14 protein-coding genes are annotated in these 14,745 nt (G+C 63.7%); 1 reads left to right on the top strand and 13 read right to left on the bottom strand.

From position 1 onward, the window contains the following. Positions 1-68: 68 nt before the first annotated feature. The 7 genes from H4V96_RS16795 to H4V96_RS16765 form a co-directional block, all read right to left on the bottom strand. Complete coding sequence (locus H4V96_RS16795; RefSeq protein ID WP_196854725.1) at positions 69-2,378, bottom strand: xanthine dehydrogenase family protein molybdopterin-binding subunit; 2,310 nt, start codon at positions 2,376-2,378, stop codon at positions 69-71. After that, positions 2,375-2,851 (bottom strand): (2Fe-2S)-binding protein, encoded by a 477-nt coding sequence (locus H4V96_RS16790; RefSeq protein WP_010400882.1) that lies wholly within the window; start codon positions 2,849-2,851, stop codon positions 2,375-2,377. The genes H4V96_RS16795 and H4V96_RS16790 overlap by 4 nt, the downstream gene beginning before the upstream one ends. A gap of 187 nt (positions 2,852-3,038) precedes the next feature. Further along, positions 3,039-3,839 (bottom strand): anti-sigma factor, encoded by an 801-nt coding sequence (locus tag H4V96_RS16785; RefSeq protein ID WP_196854726.1) that lies wholly within the window; start codon positions 3,837-3,839, stop codon positions 3,039-3,041. Then, positions 3,836-4,363: an RNA polymerase sigma factor gene (locus H4V96_RS16780; protein WP_070346398.1), complete on the bottom strand. Its 528-nt coding sequence runs from the start codon at positions 4,361-4,363 to the stop codon at positions 3,836-3,838. The genes H4V96_RS16785 and H4V96_RS16780 overlap by 4 nt, the downstream gene beginning before the upstream one ends. Positions 4,364-4,384: 21 nt before the next feature. Beyond that, complete coding sequence (locus H4V96_RS16775) at positions 4,385-4,762, bottom strand: hypothetical protein (RefSeq protein WP_010400876.1); 378 nt, start codon at positions 4,760-4,762, stop codon at positions 4,385-4,387. A 57-nt stretch (positions 4,763-4,819) separates the two neighbouring features. After that, positions 4,820-5,737: a DNA-3-methyladenine glycosylase 2 gene (locus H4V96_RS16770; RefSeq protein ID WP_196854727.1), complete on the bottom strand. Its 918-nt coding sequence runs from the start codon at positions 5,735-5,737 to the stop codon at positions 4,820-4,822. A gap of 68 nt (positions 5,738-5,805) precedes the next feature. Next, entirely contained in the window at positions 5,806-6,813 is a 1,008-nt protein-coding gene (locus H4V96_RS16765) for an XdhC family protein (RefSeq protein WP_070346401.1), read from the bottom strand. 100 nt (positions 6,814-6,913) lie between these two features. Here H4V96_RS16765 and H4V96_RS16760 point away from each other — a divergent pair, with 100 nt between their 5' ends. Then, on the top strand, positions 6,914-7,054 hold the full coding sequence (locus H4V96_RS16760) for a hypothetical protein (RefSeq protein ID WP_193365541.1): 141 nt from the start codon (positions 6,914-6,916) through the stop codon (positions 7,052-7,054). A gap of 128 nt (positions 7,055-7,182) precedes the next feature. On the opposite strand, the gene H4V96_RS16755 is transcribed toward H4V96_RS16760, so the two are convergent. The 6 genes from H4V96_RS16755 to H4V96_RS16730 form a co-directional block, all read right to left on the bottom strand. Then, positions 7,183-8,280 (bottom strand): M48 family metallopeptidase, encoded by a 1,098-nt coding sequence (locus tag H4V96_RS16755; RefSeq protein ID WP_196854728.1) that lies wholly within the window; start codon positions 8,278-8,280, stop codon positions 7,183-7,185. A gap of 10 nt (positions 8,281-8,290) precedes the next feature. Further along, entirely contained in the window at positions 8,291-8,740 is a 450-nt protein-coding gene (gene dut / locus H4V96_RS16750; protein ID WP_010400870.1) for a dUTP diphosphatase, read from the bottom strand. A 37-nt stretch (positions 8,741-8,777) separates the two neighbouring features. Further along, a complete protein-coding gene (gene coaBC, locus H4V96_RS16745) occupies positions 8,778-9,998 on the bottom strand; it encodes a bifunctional phosphopantothenoylcysteine decarboxylase/phosphopantothenate--cysteine ligase CoaBC (protein WP_196854729.1) in 1,221 nt (406 codons plus the stop codon). Positions 9,999-10,015: 17 nt separating this feature from the next. Further along, on the bottom strand, positions 10,016-10,525 hold the full coding sequence (lspA, locus tag H4V96_RS16740) for a signal peptidase II (protein WP_010400868.1): 510 nt from the start codon (positions 10,523-10,525) through the stop codon (positions 10,016-10,018). Between the two features lie 93 nt (positions 10,526-10,618). Further along, a complete protein-coding gene (ileS, locus tag H4V96_RS16735; RefSeq protein ID WP_280721061.1) occupies positions 10,619-13,519 on the bottom strand; it encodes an isoleucine--tRNA ligase in 2,901 nt (966 codons plus the stop codon). An 81-nt stretch (positions 13,520-13,600) separates the two neighbouring features. Next, positions 13,601-14,572, bottom strand: a complete 972-nt coding sequence (locus H4V96_RS16730) for a bifunctional riboflavin kinase/FAD synthetase (RefSeq protein WP_196854731.1) — start codon at positions 14,570-14,572, stop codon at positions 13,601-13,603. Between the last annotated feature and the right edge of the window lie 173 nt (positions 14,573-14,745).

Below are 14,745 nucleotides of genomic sequence, written 5' to 3'. Positions count from 1 at the left end.
CCACCGGCGGCCACCAGCGCCGCCGTGGTAGCCGCCGCCGCGCTGCAGTTGCCTGCCGCGCGGCACTGTTAGGTTTTCTTCGCCAGTTGCATGCCCACGGGCAGGGCGCGGATGCGTTTGCCCGTGGCGGCGAAGATGGCGTTGCACAGGGCCGGCGCGATAGGCGGCGTGGCCGGTTCACCCACGCCACCCAGTTCCATATCGAGGGTGCCGGGCACCAGGTGCGTATGGATCACGTGCGGCGCATCGGCGGCGCGCAGCACGCTGTAGTCGTGGAAATTGCTTTGCTCGACCCGGCCATTCTTGAAGCTGATTTCGCCGCTCATGGCCAGGGACAGGCCCATGATGCAAGCGCCTTCGATCTGCGAACGCACGCGGTCCGGGTTGATCTGCGGGCCGCAATCCATGGCGATATCGACCCTGGGCACGATGACTTCACCGGCCGCATTGATCTCCACCTCGATCACGGCCGCCACATAGGTGACAAAGCTGTAAGACACGGCCAGCCCCAGCCCCCGGCCCTTGGGCAATTTGCGGCCCCAGCCCGCCTTGGCTGTCGCCAGCTCGATCACGTGGCGCATGCGACCGATGTCGACCGGGTACTTGGCCGGGTCTTCGCCATAGTTCCAGCCATCGGACAGGTCGGCCGGGTTGATTTTGCGCGCCGGGCCGAGCAGCGCCAGCAGGTAGTCGCGGTGGTCCTTCTTTGCCGCGTGCGCCAGTTCGGCCGTGAACGACTGTATGGCGAATGCGTGCGGAATATTCGAGACGGAACGGAACCAGCCGATGCGCGTGTGGGCCGGCACTTCGGGTACTTCGACGCGGATGTTTGCAATGGCGAATGGCACGTTGATGGCCGACATGCCCAGCTCGAACGGCGCCTGCTGGTTCGCACCGGCGGCAAAGGTCGAGGCGATGGTGGGTGCGGCCGTGCGGTGCAGCCAGGCCGTCGGCATGCCTTTTGCGTCGAGCGACGCTTCCAGCCGTTCGACCGACACCGTGTGCAGATAGTCATGCTGCAGGTCGTCGTCGCGCGTCCACGTCAGCTTGACGGGCGCGCCATCCATGGCCTTGCACAGCAGCGCCGCCTCGACGGCGAAATCGGGTTTTGATTTGCGCCCGAAACCGCCGCCCAGCAGGGTCACGTGGACGGTCACGTCGTCATACGCCAGACCCAGTGCCGTGGCCACGTTGCTGCGCGTCGCCTGCGGCGCTTGCACGCAGGCCCACACTTCGGCCTTGCCATCGACGATGCGCACGGTGGCGGCGGGCGGCTCCATGGTGGCGTGCGCCAGGTGGGGCAGATAATATTCGGCACTGAGTTTGCGCGTGGCGGCAGTGGCGGCCAGAGTGGCCACCGTCTGGCCCTGGTCGCGCGCCGGCTTGGCCGGCTGGCGCACGGCCGCTTCCAGCGTCTTGCGGAAAGCCTTTGAATCGTAGGTGCCGTTCGGGCCGTCTTCCCACTCCAGCAGCAGCGCTTCGCGGCCCTTGATGGCGGCCCAGGTATTGCTGGCGATGACGGCTACGCCACCGAGCGGATTGAACATGGCTGGTGGTGGACTGCCCGCCAGTTCGACGATGCGCAGCACGCCAGGCACCTTCAGGGCCGCCGTTTTGTCCACGCTTTTCAGCTTGCCGCCAAAGACGGGCGGACGGGCGATGACGGCATACGCCATGCCATCAAGGCGCGTGTCGATGCCGAAGTGGGTGTTGCCGGTGACGATATCGTGCAGGTCAATGCCGCGCGTGCTGGTTTGCCCGATATAGCGCAGTTCGCCGGCTGTTTTCAGGCTGATGCGCGCGCGCGGCGGCACCGGCAGTTTGGCCGCTTGTTCTGCCAGGGCGCCGAACGACAGTGAGCGCCCGCTGGCCGCATGCACGACGGCATGGTTGACGGCCTTGACTTGCGTCACTGGCACGTCCCAGCGCGCGGCGGCAGCTGTTTCCAGCATCAGGCGCGCCGTGGCGCCCACGTGGCGCATGGCACGGAACGAGTGGCGCATGCTGCGCGAACCGTCCGTGTCCTGGCTGCCGTAGCGCGCTTCGTCGGCGGGCGCCTGCTGCACGCGTACCTGTGCCCAGTCGGCGCCCAGTTCGTCGGCCGCCACCATGGGCAAGCTGGTGCGGATGCCCTGGCCCATTTCGGAGCGGTGCGCCACGATGGTGACGATGCCGTCGGCACTGATCGACAGAAATACCAGGGTATCGTCGACCACGCCGCCGGCCATCTTGTCGCCGCCATATTTGACGGCGTCGGCCGCCATCACCAGGCCGGAGGGGCCGGCCACCAGGCTCAAACCGGCCAGCGCGCCGGCCGCCTTGAGCCAGTTGCGCCGTGCAGGCGAGGCGGGGGCACGGTTGTTTTCAGGGATGCTCATTTGGCCGCTCCTTTTGCGTTGATGGCCGCTGCGGCATGCTTGATGGCCGCGTGAATGCGCGTGTAGGTGCCGCAGCGGCAGATGTTGCCGCTCATCGCTTCGCGGATCTGCCGGTCGTTCGGCGCTGGCGTCTTGTGCAGCAGGGCCGTGGCCGACATGATCTGGCCGGCTTGGCAATAGCCGCATTGTGGCACGCCGTGTTCTTGCCAGGCATGCTGTAGTGCAAGGCCAACCTTGTCTTCGCCCACCGCTTCGATGGTGGTGATGTTCTTGCCGGCGGCGGCCGATATCGGCGTCACGCAGGAGCGGATAGCCTCGCCATCGAGGTGCACGGTGCAGGCGCCGCACAGGGCCATGCCGCAGCCGAATTTGGTACCGGTCATGCCCAGTTCGTCGCGCAGGGCCCACAGCAGGGGCGTATCTTCAGGCAGGGCAAGCGCGTGCTGCTTGCCATTGATGCTCAGGGTCGTCATGTGTATTCCTCGGGGTGGGGATGGTTTGGGCAAGCGTGACGGTCGTCCGGCAGACGGATCAGCGCATCAGTGCATCAGCGTGCGATGGTAGCACCAGCTGCCATGTGCTGCAGCGCAAGGCTTGCCGTGCCTATCGGCCCCTGGCTTGCTGCTGTTTTTAGCGGCTGCAATAGCGCTTAGGCGTAGTTCAGCGCTGCGTTTCGAGCTGCGCATATACGGCGTCGGCGATCTTGCCCAACTCGGTTTTTGGCAGCCTGGCCGAGAGAGCGTAGCCCATCTGGGCATCGATCCAGTAAAACACGCCCAGTTCCTGCTCCTGCGTATAGCGGAAGGCCGTTTCGCGCCTGCCGGCCCGTTCCTTGGCCACGTACAGGGTCAGGCGCTTGCCAGTGCTTTCTTCGTACATGAATTGTGCCACGGGACCATTGCCGTCGCCGGGCAGCAGGCGCCCGCCGATCAGGTGATAGCCGAGCGTCGACAGCACGGGTGGCTGCAAGGTGCTACCCAGGCGTTTCGATAGCCATTGCACCAGGTGCGCCTCTTGTTCCACGCCCACTTCCACCGGGTGGCGCACTTCGGGCGTGTAGACGGCATGGGCGATGGCGGCGCTACGCGCCAGGGCCAGGGGGCTGGCGCTGGCGGCCTGCATGTCAGCGGCGGCGCCGGCATCGCCGCGCAGCAGCCAGCCGCTCATGGCGCCGGCGAACACCAGCACGACAGCCGCAGCCGCCTGCATGGCGCGTTGGTGCCGGACGTAATTGGCTGCCGGCGGGGCAGCAGCCTGCAGTAGCGCCCGTGGCAGCGCTTCCTGCTGCAGCGGATCGAACAGGGCACGCAATTGCCGGTTCTGCTCGCGCCAGGCAGCCACCCTGGCGGCGTCTTGCGGGTGCGCGCGCAGGTGGGCGTCGATGGCCGCGTGCTGCTCCTCGGGCAGGACGCCGTCGGCCGCGGCATGCAATTGCGCTTCGCTGATGGCTGGCGTTGTCATTTCACGACTTTCAGGGTGGGTGGGCCGCTGCCCTGGCTGCCAGCAGGGCGGCCATCGAGCAGGGTGCGCAGTTTGTCGCGTCCGCGTGACAGGCGCGACATGACAGTGCCGACGGGGATGTCCAGAGTGGCCGCCACCTGTTCGTAGGCCATCTGCTCGAGCGCGACGAGCAGGATGACTTCGCGCTGTCCCAGCGGCAAGCTGGCCAGCGCCGCATCCATTTCACCGATGGCGATCGCTTGCCCCGGCGCGCGTTCCGGTGCGGGCAGCACGCTGTCGTCGTCGAGCTCCTCCAGGGACAGGCCGGGGCGGCGTAATTGATCGACGTGCAGGTTGTGCATGATAGAAAACAGCCAGGGCCGCATCTCACCGCCGCGCTGCCATTGATCCAGTCTGCGCCAGGCACGCTCCACGGTGTCCTGCACCAGGTCGTCCCCGTGCAGGGCGCCCACCAGCGCGCGCGCATAGCGGCGCAGGCTGGGCAGGCACGCTTGCAGCTGTCGACTGTCCTCTGGCGTGGTCATCGCGGCGGCGGGAATGGCTGCTTACGGCTTGACGACGTGCCACACATTCTTGAAGTTGTCGCCGGCCATGTCGCCCGCCTTCTTGTCTTCCTTGTACAGGTACAGGGGCTTGCCATTGTAGGTCAGCTGCATGGCGCCATTGTCTTCGCGCTTGATGCTGCCATACGGCGCGGCGGGCGCCGCTTCGGTGGCGATGACGGCGGGCCAGGCGACCAGGCAGCCACCACTGCAGGCGCTCTTGCCGCTGTCAGCGACATCCTTGTCGAATACATACACTGTCATGCCTGTGGCGTTGACCAGCATGCCGTTGGCGGGCATGACATCGGCGGCGAAGGCCAGCGGTGCGGACAACAGGGTGGCGAGGGCGAAGCTGGTAGCGGTAAGCTGAGTAAAGCGCATGATGGTCTCCTTGAGTTTTTTGGGGCTTGCAAGGGATAGACGCAAGGTGCTCCCTGTTTATTCCGCCGCTGGTGGAATATTTTTTGCATGCAGGCTGGCCCACAGGTGGGCGGCGGCCATGCTGCGGTGCGGCGCATACTGGCGCAGCCAGTGCTGCGTGCGCGCCATGTCCGGTTTCGTCACCTCGCCGAGCAGCTTTTGCAGGGCGGCGCGTATCGCCACGTCGCCATGCAACGAGCAATCGGCGTAGCCGTAGCCGCGCAGCAGCGCATAATTGACGCTCCACGGGCCGATGCCCTTCACGGCCAGCAGCGCCTGCGAGATGGCCGTCACGTCGCCGCAAGGCGGCAGCGCCAGCGACAATTCTCCCTCGTTGACCAGGCGCGCCAGGCGCAGCACGGTTTCCGCCTTGGCGCGCGAGAATTTGCGGCTGGTCAGTTCTTCCACCGACAGCCGCGCCACGTCGCGCGCCTCCGGGTAGCACCACACACCGCTGCTGTGCGCGCGCCCTGCCTGCAAGATGAAGCTGCGGCGCAGCGCAATGGCGAACGGCAAATTGATCTGCTGGCCGATGATGGCCCAGGTCAGCGCCTCGAAGGGGCTGGCCGACTGCACGATGCGTAAGCCCGGATTGCTGCGAATTAAAGGCGCCAGTAGCGGATCGCTGGCAGCGAGCAGGGCGAACGGCTGCGGATCGATGCGCAGGCCGAGGATGTTTAGCAGCGCGTCGTGCAGGTGCGTTTGAAGTGCGGTGACGGTATTGTCATTGCCGTCGATGTCGGCCTGGCAGACGGCGCCGTCGTGCGTGAACGCCACATCGAGCACGACAGGCAGGCCTTGCAGCACGATGCCCTTGCGCAGCCCGTTTGCTGTGACCTGTTCGGCCACGCCTTGCGCATCGCGGCTGTGGAAGGCGATGACATCATCGCGGCGGTAGCCGGCAGGCAGGGGCAGGGTCCAGTGCAGCAGGGTCATGGTGGGCCAAAGTGAAGGAAGGTAGCAGGCAGGCGAGGCGGGCGCAGCGCGTTTCTTGCTTTTTGCCTTTAGCGCGCGCAGATCTCGGTGCCAGCTGGGCTGAGGGCTGCCGCGTGCTGGATTTGCAGGGCGTCGGGCACGCCGTTCTTCACGGCCGTCAGCTCGGCCAGGATGGAAATGGCGATTTCGGCCGGCGTCTTGCTGCCGATGTACAGGCCGATCGGCGCATGCAGGCGGGCCAGTTGTTGCGCGCTGACGTCGAACTGCAGCAGCCGCTCGCGGCGCTTGGCATTGTTGGCGCGCGAGCCGATGGCGCCCACGTAAAAAGCCGGTGATTTGAGTGCTTCCATCAGGGCCAGGTCGTCGAGCTTGGGATCGTGGGTGAGGGCGACGACGGCGCTGCGGCTGTCGAGCTTCAATTCGAGCACGAGATCGTCCGGCATGGCGTGCAGCAGGGGCACGCCGGGCACGTTCCAGCCATCCCGGTATTGCTCGCGCGGGTCGCAGACGATGACGTGGTAATCCATGGCCGTGGCGATCTGCGCCACGAAGCGCGACAACTGGCTGGCGCCGATGATCAGCAGGCGCCAGCGTGGGCCATGCTGCGTGGTGAGCACGGCGTCTTCCAGGGTCAGGGCGGCACCCGGCACGGCGCTTTGCAGGGTGACGTTGCCAGTGCGCAGGTCGAGGCGGCGTTCGACCAGTTCATGCGCTTCCAGGCGCGCCAGCAGTTCGGCCACGCGGCTGTGCGCATGCAGCGGCTCGATGGCCAGTTCGATGGTGCCGCCGCAGGGCAGGCCGAAACGGTGCGCCTCGTCTGCGCTGATGCCGTAGCTGACGATTTCTGGCAGCGCGCGCACGATGCCGTGTACGCGGACGGTGTCGATCAAGTCATCCTCGATGCAGCCGCCGGAGACGGAGCCGACCACCGTGCCGTCGTCGCAGATGGCCAGGGTGGCGCCCACCGGACGGGGGCTGGAGCCCCAGGTCTTGATGACGGTGACGAGTTCGCAACGGTGGCCGGCGGCCAGCCAGGCGGCGCTGGTTTTCAGAACTTCAAGATCGATGCTGTCCATAGGGTGCCAGAGTTGCATGCCGCATGTCTGCGACAAAGCATGGAATAGGTTTCAAGATTGTGGATATACTACCTGTTCCACCACCGTGCGGAGAATTTTCATGTCAAATGAAGTCAAGACGCAAGAAGAGGGTATTCCCAAGTTCGGCAAGCTGCTCATTGCCCTGTTTTTTGCCGTGGTGTTCTGCGGTGCCCTGACCTGGATCATGGGCACCTATTTCCCGAATTTCCCCGGCGGCTGAACAATGCTGCTGCTCCTTGCGCTTTGCGGCCTGCGATGCTCACCGTGCCAGAGCACGCTTGCGCTGCTTAGCCACAAATCACTGCCGCCCGCGACGGTTTTGTCAGGCGCCTCCTTTGCTCATCAGGCCTAAGGCTTGAGCGGCTTCTTTGCCGCCTGCTTGGCGCGCACCTCCGTCACGGCGCGGTTGATGGCCGCCATGCGCGCGTTGGTGCCAGGATGCAGCGCCGTGTAGCCGTTGGCCAGCGTGGCCGGTACTTGCGTGGCCAGGCGCTGCCAGAAGAGGGCGGCGTTGTCGATATTGTAGCCGGCGCGCGCCAGCAGGTAGATGGCGATGGTGTCGGCTTGCGCATCGAGTTCCTGCGGCATGGCCTTGATGCCGGCGCCGCCCGTCAGCATCGACACGTCGGGCTGTACGGCGCCGAGGCTGTCGATGATGCTGCTGGCCGTACCGGCCGTGCGCTGGCTGCGCGCATGATCGAGGATGTTATGCGCCATTTCGCGCGCGATCACGAAGGCGATACCTTCGTCGTTTTGCGCTGCATTGACCATGCCGCGCGTGAGCATGATGCTCGCGCCATCCGAATAGGCGTTGATATTGTCTGCATTGCCCAGGGTAACGCGGAAGGCGCAGGCACGCGTGACGGGAATCTTCAGATCCTGCTGCTGGCCGTCGCGGGCGATGGTCATGTTCAGGCTGGCGCTTTTCGAGACCAATGGGCCAACGATGGCGCCGAACGGAGCTTCCGCCTTGGGGCCGGCGGGTAGCGGCTTGCCTTCGGCAGCGAGCAAGGCGTCGCCCTTGCGCAAGCCGGCGCGCGCGGCGCCGCTGCCTGGCAGCACGCCCGACACTTGCATCTGCTCGCCGTAGCCGAGGGCTGCCTGGGCCGCGTCGGCATAGACGCCCGGGTACGAGTATTTGTTCTGGGCCGTGAAGCCCAGCAGCTTGCGTGCATGCGTCTTGCACAGGTCCGCATTGTTGATCAGCAGGGGCGCCGACACTTTCGACAGGCGATCCTGCTGCGCCACCATCTTCACCAGTTCTTCCTGCTCCGCCTTTTTCTCCGCCGTCAGGGCCGGTGCGTCGGGCGCCGCGACGACATTGAACGGGCCGCTGACATTCGTCGCCGGCGCGGTGCAGCCGGCCAGAATGGCCGCGCCAGCCAACACGAGGGGAGTGGCCAGGCGGCGCAGCGAAGTCGAAATCAGATGGCGGAAACCTGGCATAAACTAGTCCTTAATGTTTGCCGGTGCTGCCGAAACCGCCAACACCGCGTTCGCTGTCGCCGAATTCCTCGACGACGTTAAAGCCCACTTGCAGTACCGGTACGATAATCAGTTGCGCCAGGCGTTCCATGGGATTGAGCGTGAAAGCACTCTGGCCCCGGTTCCAGGTCGATACCATCAGCTGGCCCTGGTAATCGGAGTCGATCAAGCCTACCAGATTGCCCAATACGATGCCGTTCTTGTGGCCCATGCCGCTGCGCGGCAAAATCATGGCTGCATACGACGGGTCGCCGATATGGATGGCCAGGCCGGTCGCAATGAGTACCGTCTGGCCAGCTTCGATGGTGATGGCCTCGTCTATGCAGGCGCGCAAGTCCAGGCCTGCGCTGCCGGGCGTGGCGTAGGCTGGCAGCAGTTCTTTCATGCGGGCGTCGAGGATCTTGATGTCGATATTTTTCATTAATCTGATTAACTAAGCTAAGTCGTATAAAAAAGGTTTATTTGAGCAGCGAATTGTTGGCGAGTCGCTTTGAGATTTCCGAAATCAGCTGGCGCGCCAGGTTCAGTTTCGAGGCGCGCGGCAGCACGGTATGGCCTTCTTCATCGAACAGGATGATGGTGTTGTCATCCTGACCGAAGGTGTTCTGGCCGATATTGCCGACCAGCAAAGGAATGCCCTTTTTTTCGCGCTTGATCGAACCAAATTCCACCAGGTTTTCCGATTCGGCGGCAAAGCCCACGCAATACGGATAGCCGGCCAGGTTGGTGCGTGCCGCTACGGTGGCCAGGATGTCGGGATTTTGCGTGAACTGCAGTTCGGGCACGGAGCCGTCGGCCTGCTTTTTCATCTTCTGCTCGCTGGCGTTGGTCACGCGCCAGTCGGCCACGGCGGCCACGGCGACAAAGACATGCTGGCCGTCGACGTGGGCCAGTACCGCATCATGCATTTGCTGCGCGCTTTGCACATCGATGCGGCGCACGCCGAAGGGCGCGTCGAGGGCAGTCGGACCTGAAATGAGCAGCACTTCGGCGCCCGCTTCGCGCGCCGCGCGCGCCACCGCATAGCCCATCTTGCCCGAGGACAGATTGGTAATGCCGCGCACGGGGTCGATGGCTTCGAAGGTGGGGCCGGCCGTGACCAGCACGCGCTTGCCTGCCAAGACTTTCGGCTGGAAGGCGGCGATCAGCTCCGTCAGCAGCTGTTCCGGTTCCAGCATGCGGCCCAGGCCCACTTCACCGCACGCCTGTTCCCCGGCGGCGGGGCCGAACAGCTTGATGCCATCATCGCGCAGCTGTTGCACATTGCGCTGCGTGGCGGGGTTCTGCCACATTTCCACGTTCATGGCCGGCGCTACTAGCAAAGGCAGGTGCGCCGGGCGGGCCAGGCACAGCGTCGACAGCAGGTCGTCGCACACGCCGTGCGCCAGTTTGCGCAGAAAATCGGCCGAACACGGTGCGATCAGGATGGCGTCCGCATGGCGCGTCAAATCGATATGCGCCATGTTGTTGGCGATGCGCGCATCCCACTGGCTGGTGTGTACGGGATGGCCCGAGAGCGCCTGCATCGTCACGGCCGTGATGAAATGGCTGGCCGCATCGGTCATCACCACTTGCACCGAGGCGCCAGCCTTGTTCAGGGCGCGGCACAGTTCTGCCGCCTTGTAGCAGGCGACGCCGCCGGTAAGTCCCAGGACAATTTTTTTGCCGGACAATTCCATGCCGTTCTCCTGCTGGTTTATTTGTTTACCCGGCGCAGTTCATCGATGATGAACAGGGCCGCGCCGATGCAGATGGCGCTGTCGGCAATATTGAAGGCGGGGAAGTGGCCCCAGCTTTTCCAGTGGAAGTCGAGGAAGTCGACTACATGGCCGTAAATCAGGCGGTCGATGGCGTTGCCCAGCGCGCCGCCAAGGATCAGCGCCAGAGCCCAGCAAAACATGCGCTGGCCGGCGTGCTTTTTCAGTAAGTAAATGATGTAGATGGCCGCCGCGAGGGCGATGCCGGTGAAGAAATAGCGTTGCCAGCCGCCCTGGTCGGACAGGAAACTGAACGCCGCACCTTTGTTAAACGCGAGCACCAGGTTGAAATACGAAGTGATGACCATTTCCTGCGCATAGTGGAACGTCTTCAGGATCGTGATCTTGGTGATCTGGTCGAACAGAATGACAACGGCGGCAATGCCCAGCCAGGGCACGAGCGAGGATGAGGAGGACGATTTCGATGAAAAACGGTTTTTAGTGGCCATATTTTTCCAGGGAAGATAAAGCCGCCGCTACTCTTGCGGGCAGCGGCGGTGGGAAGCGGCGCACTGGGTCTGTATTCCAGTCGCGCGCCGTTGTTAGGCGAAGCGGCGAACTTCGCCCTTGCCAAACAGGTTGCTGACGCAGCGGCCGCACAGGGTGGCATGCGCGGCATCCGTGCCCACGTCGCTGCGGTAGTGCCAGCAGCGCTCGCACTTCGGCGCCGTGGACGCGGCCACGACCACCTCTTCGGCCGCCTCCTCAGGCACTTCGACAACGCTAGCCTGGGAGGTGATGAAGACGAATTTCAAGTCGTCGCCCAGGGTCGTCAACAGCTTGTACTTCATCGGCGCAGCCTTGATCGTCAGTTCCGCCTGCAGCGAGGAGCCGATGGCGCCCGAGGTGCGCAAGTCTTCCAGCTGTTTTGTGACGTCCGTGCGCACGGCGCGCAGGGCCGTGTATTTCTCCAGCAGGTCGGCCGCATCCGATACTTCCGGCAACTGCCACCAGGTTTGCGTGAAGATGGTTTCATCGCTGGCGGCGTAGGCTTCGCTGCCGGCAAAGACGACCCATGCTTCTTCGGCCGTGAACGACAGGGCCGGCGCCATCAGGCGCAGCAGGCTTTGCGTGATGTGCCACAGTGCCGTTTGCGCGGAACGGCGCGCTTGCGAGCTCAAGCCGGAGGTGTACAGACGGTCCTTCAGGATGTCCAGATAGAAGCCACCGAGGTCTTCCGAGCAGTACGTCTGCAGCTTCGACACCACCGGCTGGAACTCGTAGCGCGCGTAATTGTTCTCGATCTGCGTTTGCAGCGAGGCCATGTTGGCCAGCGCATAGCGGTCGATCTCGAACATCTGCGCCACCGGCACGGCATCCGTGGCCGGATTGAAGTCCGAGGTGTTGGCCAGCAGGAAGCGCAGGGTGTTGCGGATACGGCGGTACGCTTCTGTCACGCGCTTGAGGATTTCGTCGGAGATCGACAGCTCGCCCGTGTAGTCGGTCGAGGCGATCCACAGGCGCAGGATGTCGGCGCCCAGGGTGTCCGAGATTTTTTGCGGTGCCAGGGTATTTCCCAGCGACTTGGACATCTTCTTGCCTTCGCCATCGACCGTGAAACCGTGCGTCAGCAGGGCTTTATACGGCGGACGGCCGTTCAGCATGGACGACACCAGCAGGGACGAGTGGAACCAGCCGCGATGCTGGTCCGAGCCTTCCAGGTACAGATCGGCCGGGAATTGCAGCTGCGTTGAATGCGAGCCGTGCGCTTGCGGGCCGCCCAGCACCGTCTGGTGCGTGGCGCCGGAATCGAACCATACGTCCAGGGTATCTTTGTTCTTGGCGTAGATGGCCGCTTCGTCGCCGATCAGGTCTTGCAAGTCCAGCGCCTGCCATGCTTCGATGCCGCTCTTTTCGATCAGCTTGGCCACTTGTTCCAGCAAGTCCGGCGTGCGCGGATGTAAGTCGCCCGTTTCCTTGTGCACGATAAAGGCCATCGGCACGCCCCACTGGCGCTGGCGCGAGAGGGTCCAGTCAGGACGGTTGGCGATCATGCCGTGCAGGCGCGCCTGGCCCCAGTCCGGGAAGAACTCGGTGTCGGCGATGCCTTTCAAGGCCGTCTCGCGCAGGGTTGCGCCGCCGTCTTTCGGCGTCACGTCCATGCCGGCGAACCACTGCGAGGTGGCGCGGTAGATGATCGGCGTCTTATGGCGCCAGCAATGCATATAGCTGTGGTCGAACATCTTCACTTCGAACAGCGCGCCCGCTTCGCGCAGGGCGTTGCAGATCGGCTTCGACGCTTCCCAGATGCTCATGCCGCAGAACAGGGGCAGGGTCGAGGCGAACTTGCCATCACCCATGACGGGCTTGATGATGTCGTCGTCCTTCATGCCGTGCGCCTTGCACGAGATGAAGTCGTCCAGGCCGTACGCTGGCGCCGAGTGCACCACGCCCGTGCCGCTTTCCGTGGTCACGTATTCGGCCAGGTAGAGCGGCGACAAACGGTCATAGAAAGCGTCGGTCGCATGCAGCGGATGGCGGAAGCTGATGCCGGCCAGGGCCGCGCCGTCGCAGGTGGCGATCGTCGTGCCATCGAGCTTGAAGCGCGCCAGGCTGGACTCGACCAAGTCTTGTGCCAGGATCAGCAGCAATGGCTGGCCATCGCGCTCGGCCATTACCAGCGCGTAGGTGACTTCCGGGTGCACGTTCAGCGCCTGGTTCGACGGGATGGTCCACGGCGTGGTGGTCCAGATGACGATGAAACCGTTATTCGTCGGCAAGGAAGGCAAGCCGAAAGCGCTCGCCAGTTTTTCCGGTTCGGCGAACTTGAAGCCGACATCGATGGCGGGATCGCGTTTTTCCGCGTATTCCACTTCCGCCTCGGCCAGCGCCGACTGGCAGTCGAAGCACCAGTTGACAGGCTTCAGGCCGCGGTAAACGTAGCCTTTTTCCAGCAGCTTGCCCAGCGCGCGCAGTTCGTCCGCCTCATTGCCATGCGCCATGGTCAGGTAAGGATTGTCCCACTCGCCCAGCACGCCCAGGCGGATGAAGTCCTTTTTCTGGCGCTCCACCTGCACATTCGCGTAGGCGCGGGCCTTTTCCAGCACGTCGGCTGTCGGCAGGTTCTTGCCATGGAGTTTCTCGATCTGGATCTCGATCGGCATGCCGTGGCAATCCCAGCCCGGCACATAGGGTGCGTCGAAGCCGGCCAGCGAACGCGACTTGATGACCATGTCCTTCAGGATCTTGTTGACGGCGTGGCCCAGGTGGATATCGCCATTCGCATACGGCGGGCCGTCATGCAGGATGAATTTCGGACGGCCGGCGGCAGCCTTGCGCACGCGTTCGTAAATTTTCTTGTCTTGCCATTGCTGTACCCATTGCGGCTCGCGCTTGGCCATGTCGCCGCGCATCGGGAACGGCGTTTCCGTCATGTTAACCGGGTATTTGCTTTCAGGCTTCTTGTTCTGCTTGGGCGTGGCTGGCTTGTTTTGATCGGACATAATCTTCTTTAATGGTGTGGAGTCTATTTTTGCAGCGGGTTTGCGGTGGCAAATGCCGCCAGGCGGCGGAGTTGGCCGGCGTCAAATTCGGTCGGTAGCGGTAATGGCGCTGCGGTGCTGCGCAAAATAAGCGCGCGCCTGGTTTGAATCGCGCTCGATGGCGGCGGTCAGGGTGGGCAGGTCGTTATACTTTTCTTCGTCGCGCAGCTTTTGCAAAAACTCCACGCGTACCAGCTTGCCGTAGCAGGACTGGGCGAAATCAAATAGATGTACTTCCAGCAAGACGCGGCCGCTGTCGTCAACGGTAGGGCGCACGCCCAGGCTGGCCACGGCGGGCAGTGGCTGTGGCGCCAGGCCATGGACTTGCACGATGAAGATGCCGGACAGGGCGGGGCGGTGCGCCACGCGCAGGTTCAAGGTGGGGAAGCCCAGGGTGCGGCCCAGTTTCTGGCCGTGGATCACATGGCCGGAAATGGCGTACGGGTGACCGAGCAACTGCGTGGCGAGAGGGAAATCGCCGGCGGCCAGGGCCAGGCGCACGGCAGACGATGAGATGCGTGTGCTGCCATTCATGACCGTTGGCAAAGTTTCCACATGAAAACCATATTCGCGGCCCGCTTGCTGCAGCATGGCGACATTGCCCGCACGCCGGGCGCCATAGCAGAAATCGTCGCCAACCATCAGCCATTTCACGTGCAAGCCGTCGACCAGGACTTGTTCCGTGAATTGCTGCGGCGTCAAGGCGGCGAATTGCGCGCTGAAGTGCTCGACGACGACTCGGTCGATGTTGGCGTCGTCCAGCGATTGCAGCTTGTCGCGCAGGTTGGCGATGCGCTGCGGCGCCTTCGACAGGTCGCCCGCGCGCTGCGCAAAGAATTCGCGCGGGTGCGGTTCGAACGTCATCACGGCCGCTTCAATGCCGAGTTCGGTCGCCGCGCCGCGCACGCGGGCCAGCAAGGCTTGATGGCCGATGTGGACACCGTCAAAATTGCCGATGGTCAGAGCGCAAGGCGCTCGCGCCTCGGCATTGGGAAGTCCGCGGAATACCTTCATAGGAATCTGATGAAAACTGTGCCAAAAGAGCGATTATACGGACTGTTTCAGGGATGCACACCCGGCAGTGGCGGCACAGCGGTAATTTCCCTGCTGAAATGCTAAAAAGCGTTGCCAGCAAGTGTACTGGCAACGCTTTGGTATTGATTCAATGCACTCTCAACGTCGAAGCC

The sequence above is a fragment of the Janthinobacterium sp. CG_23.4 genome, assembly GCF_029892305.1.
In the GTDB taxonomy this organism is placed as follows: domain Bacteria; phylum Pseudomonadota; class Gammaproteobacteria; order Burkholderiales; family Burkholderiaceae_D; genus Janthinobacterium; species Janthinobacterium lividum_D.
This window is presented reverse-complemented; position numbering and strand designations above follow the sequence as displayed.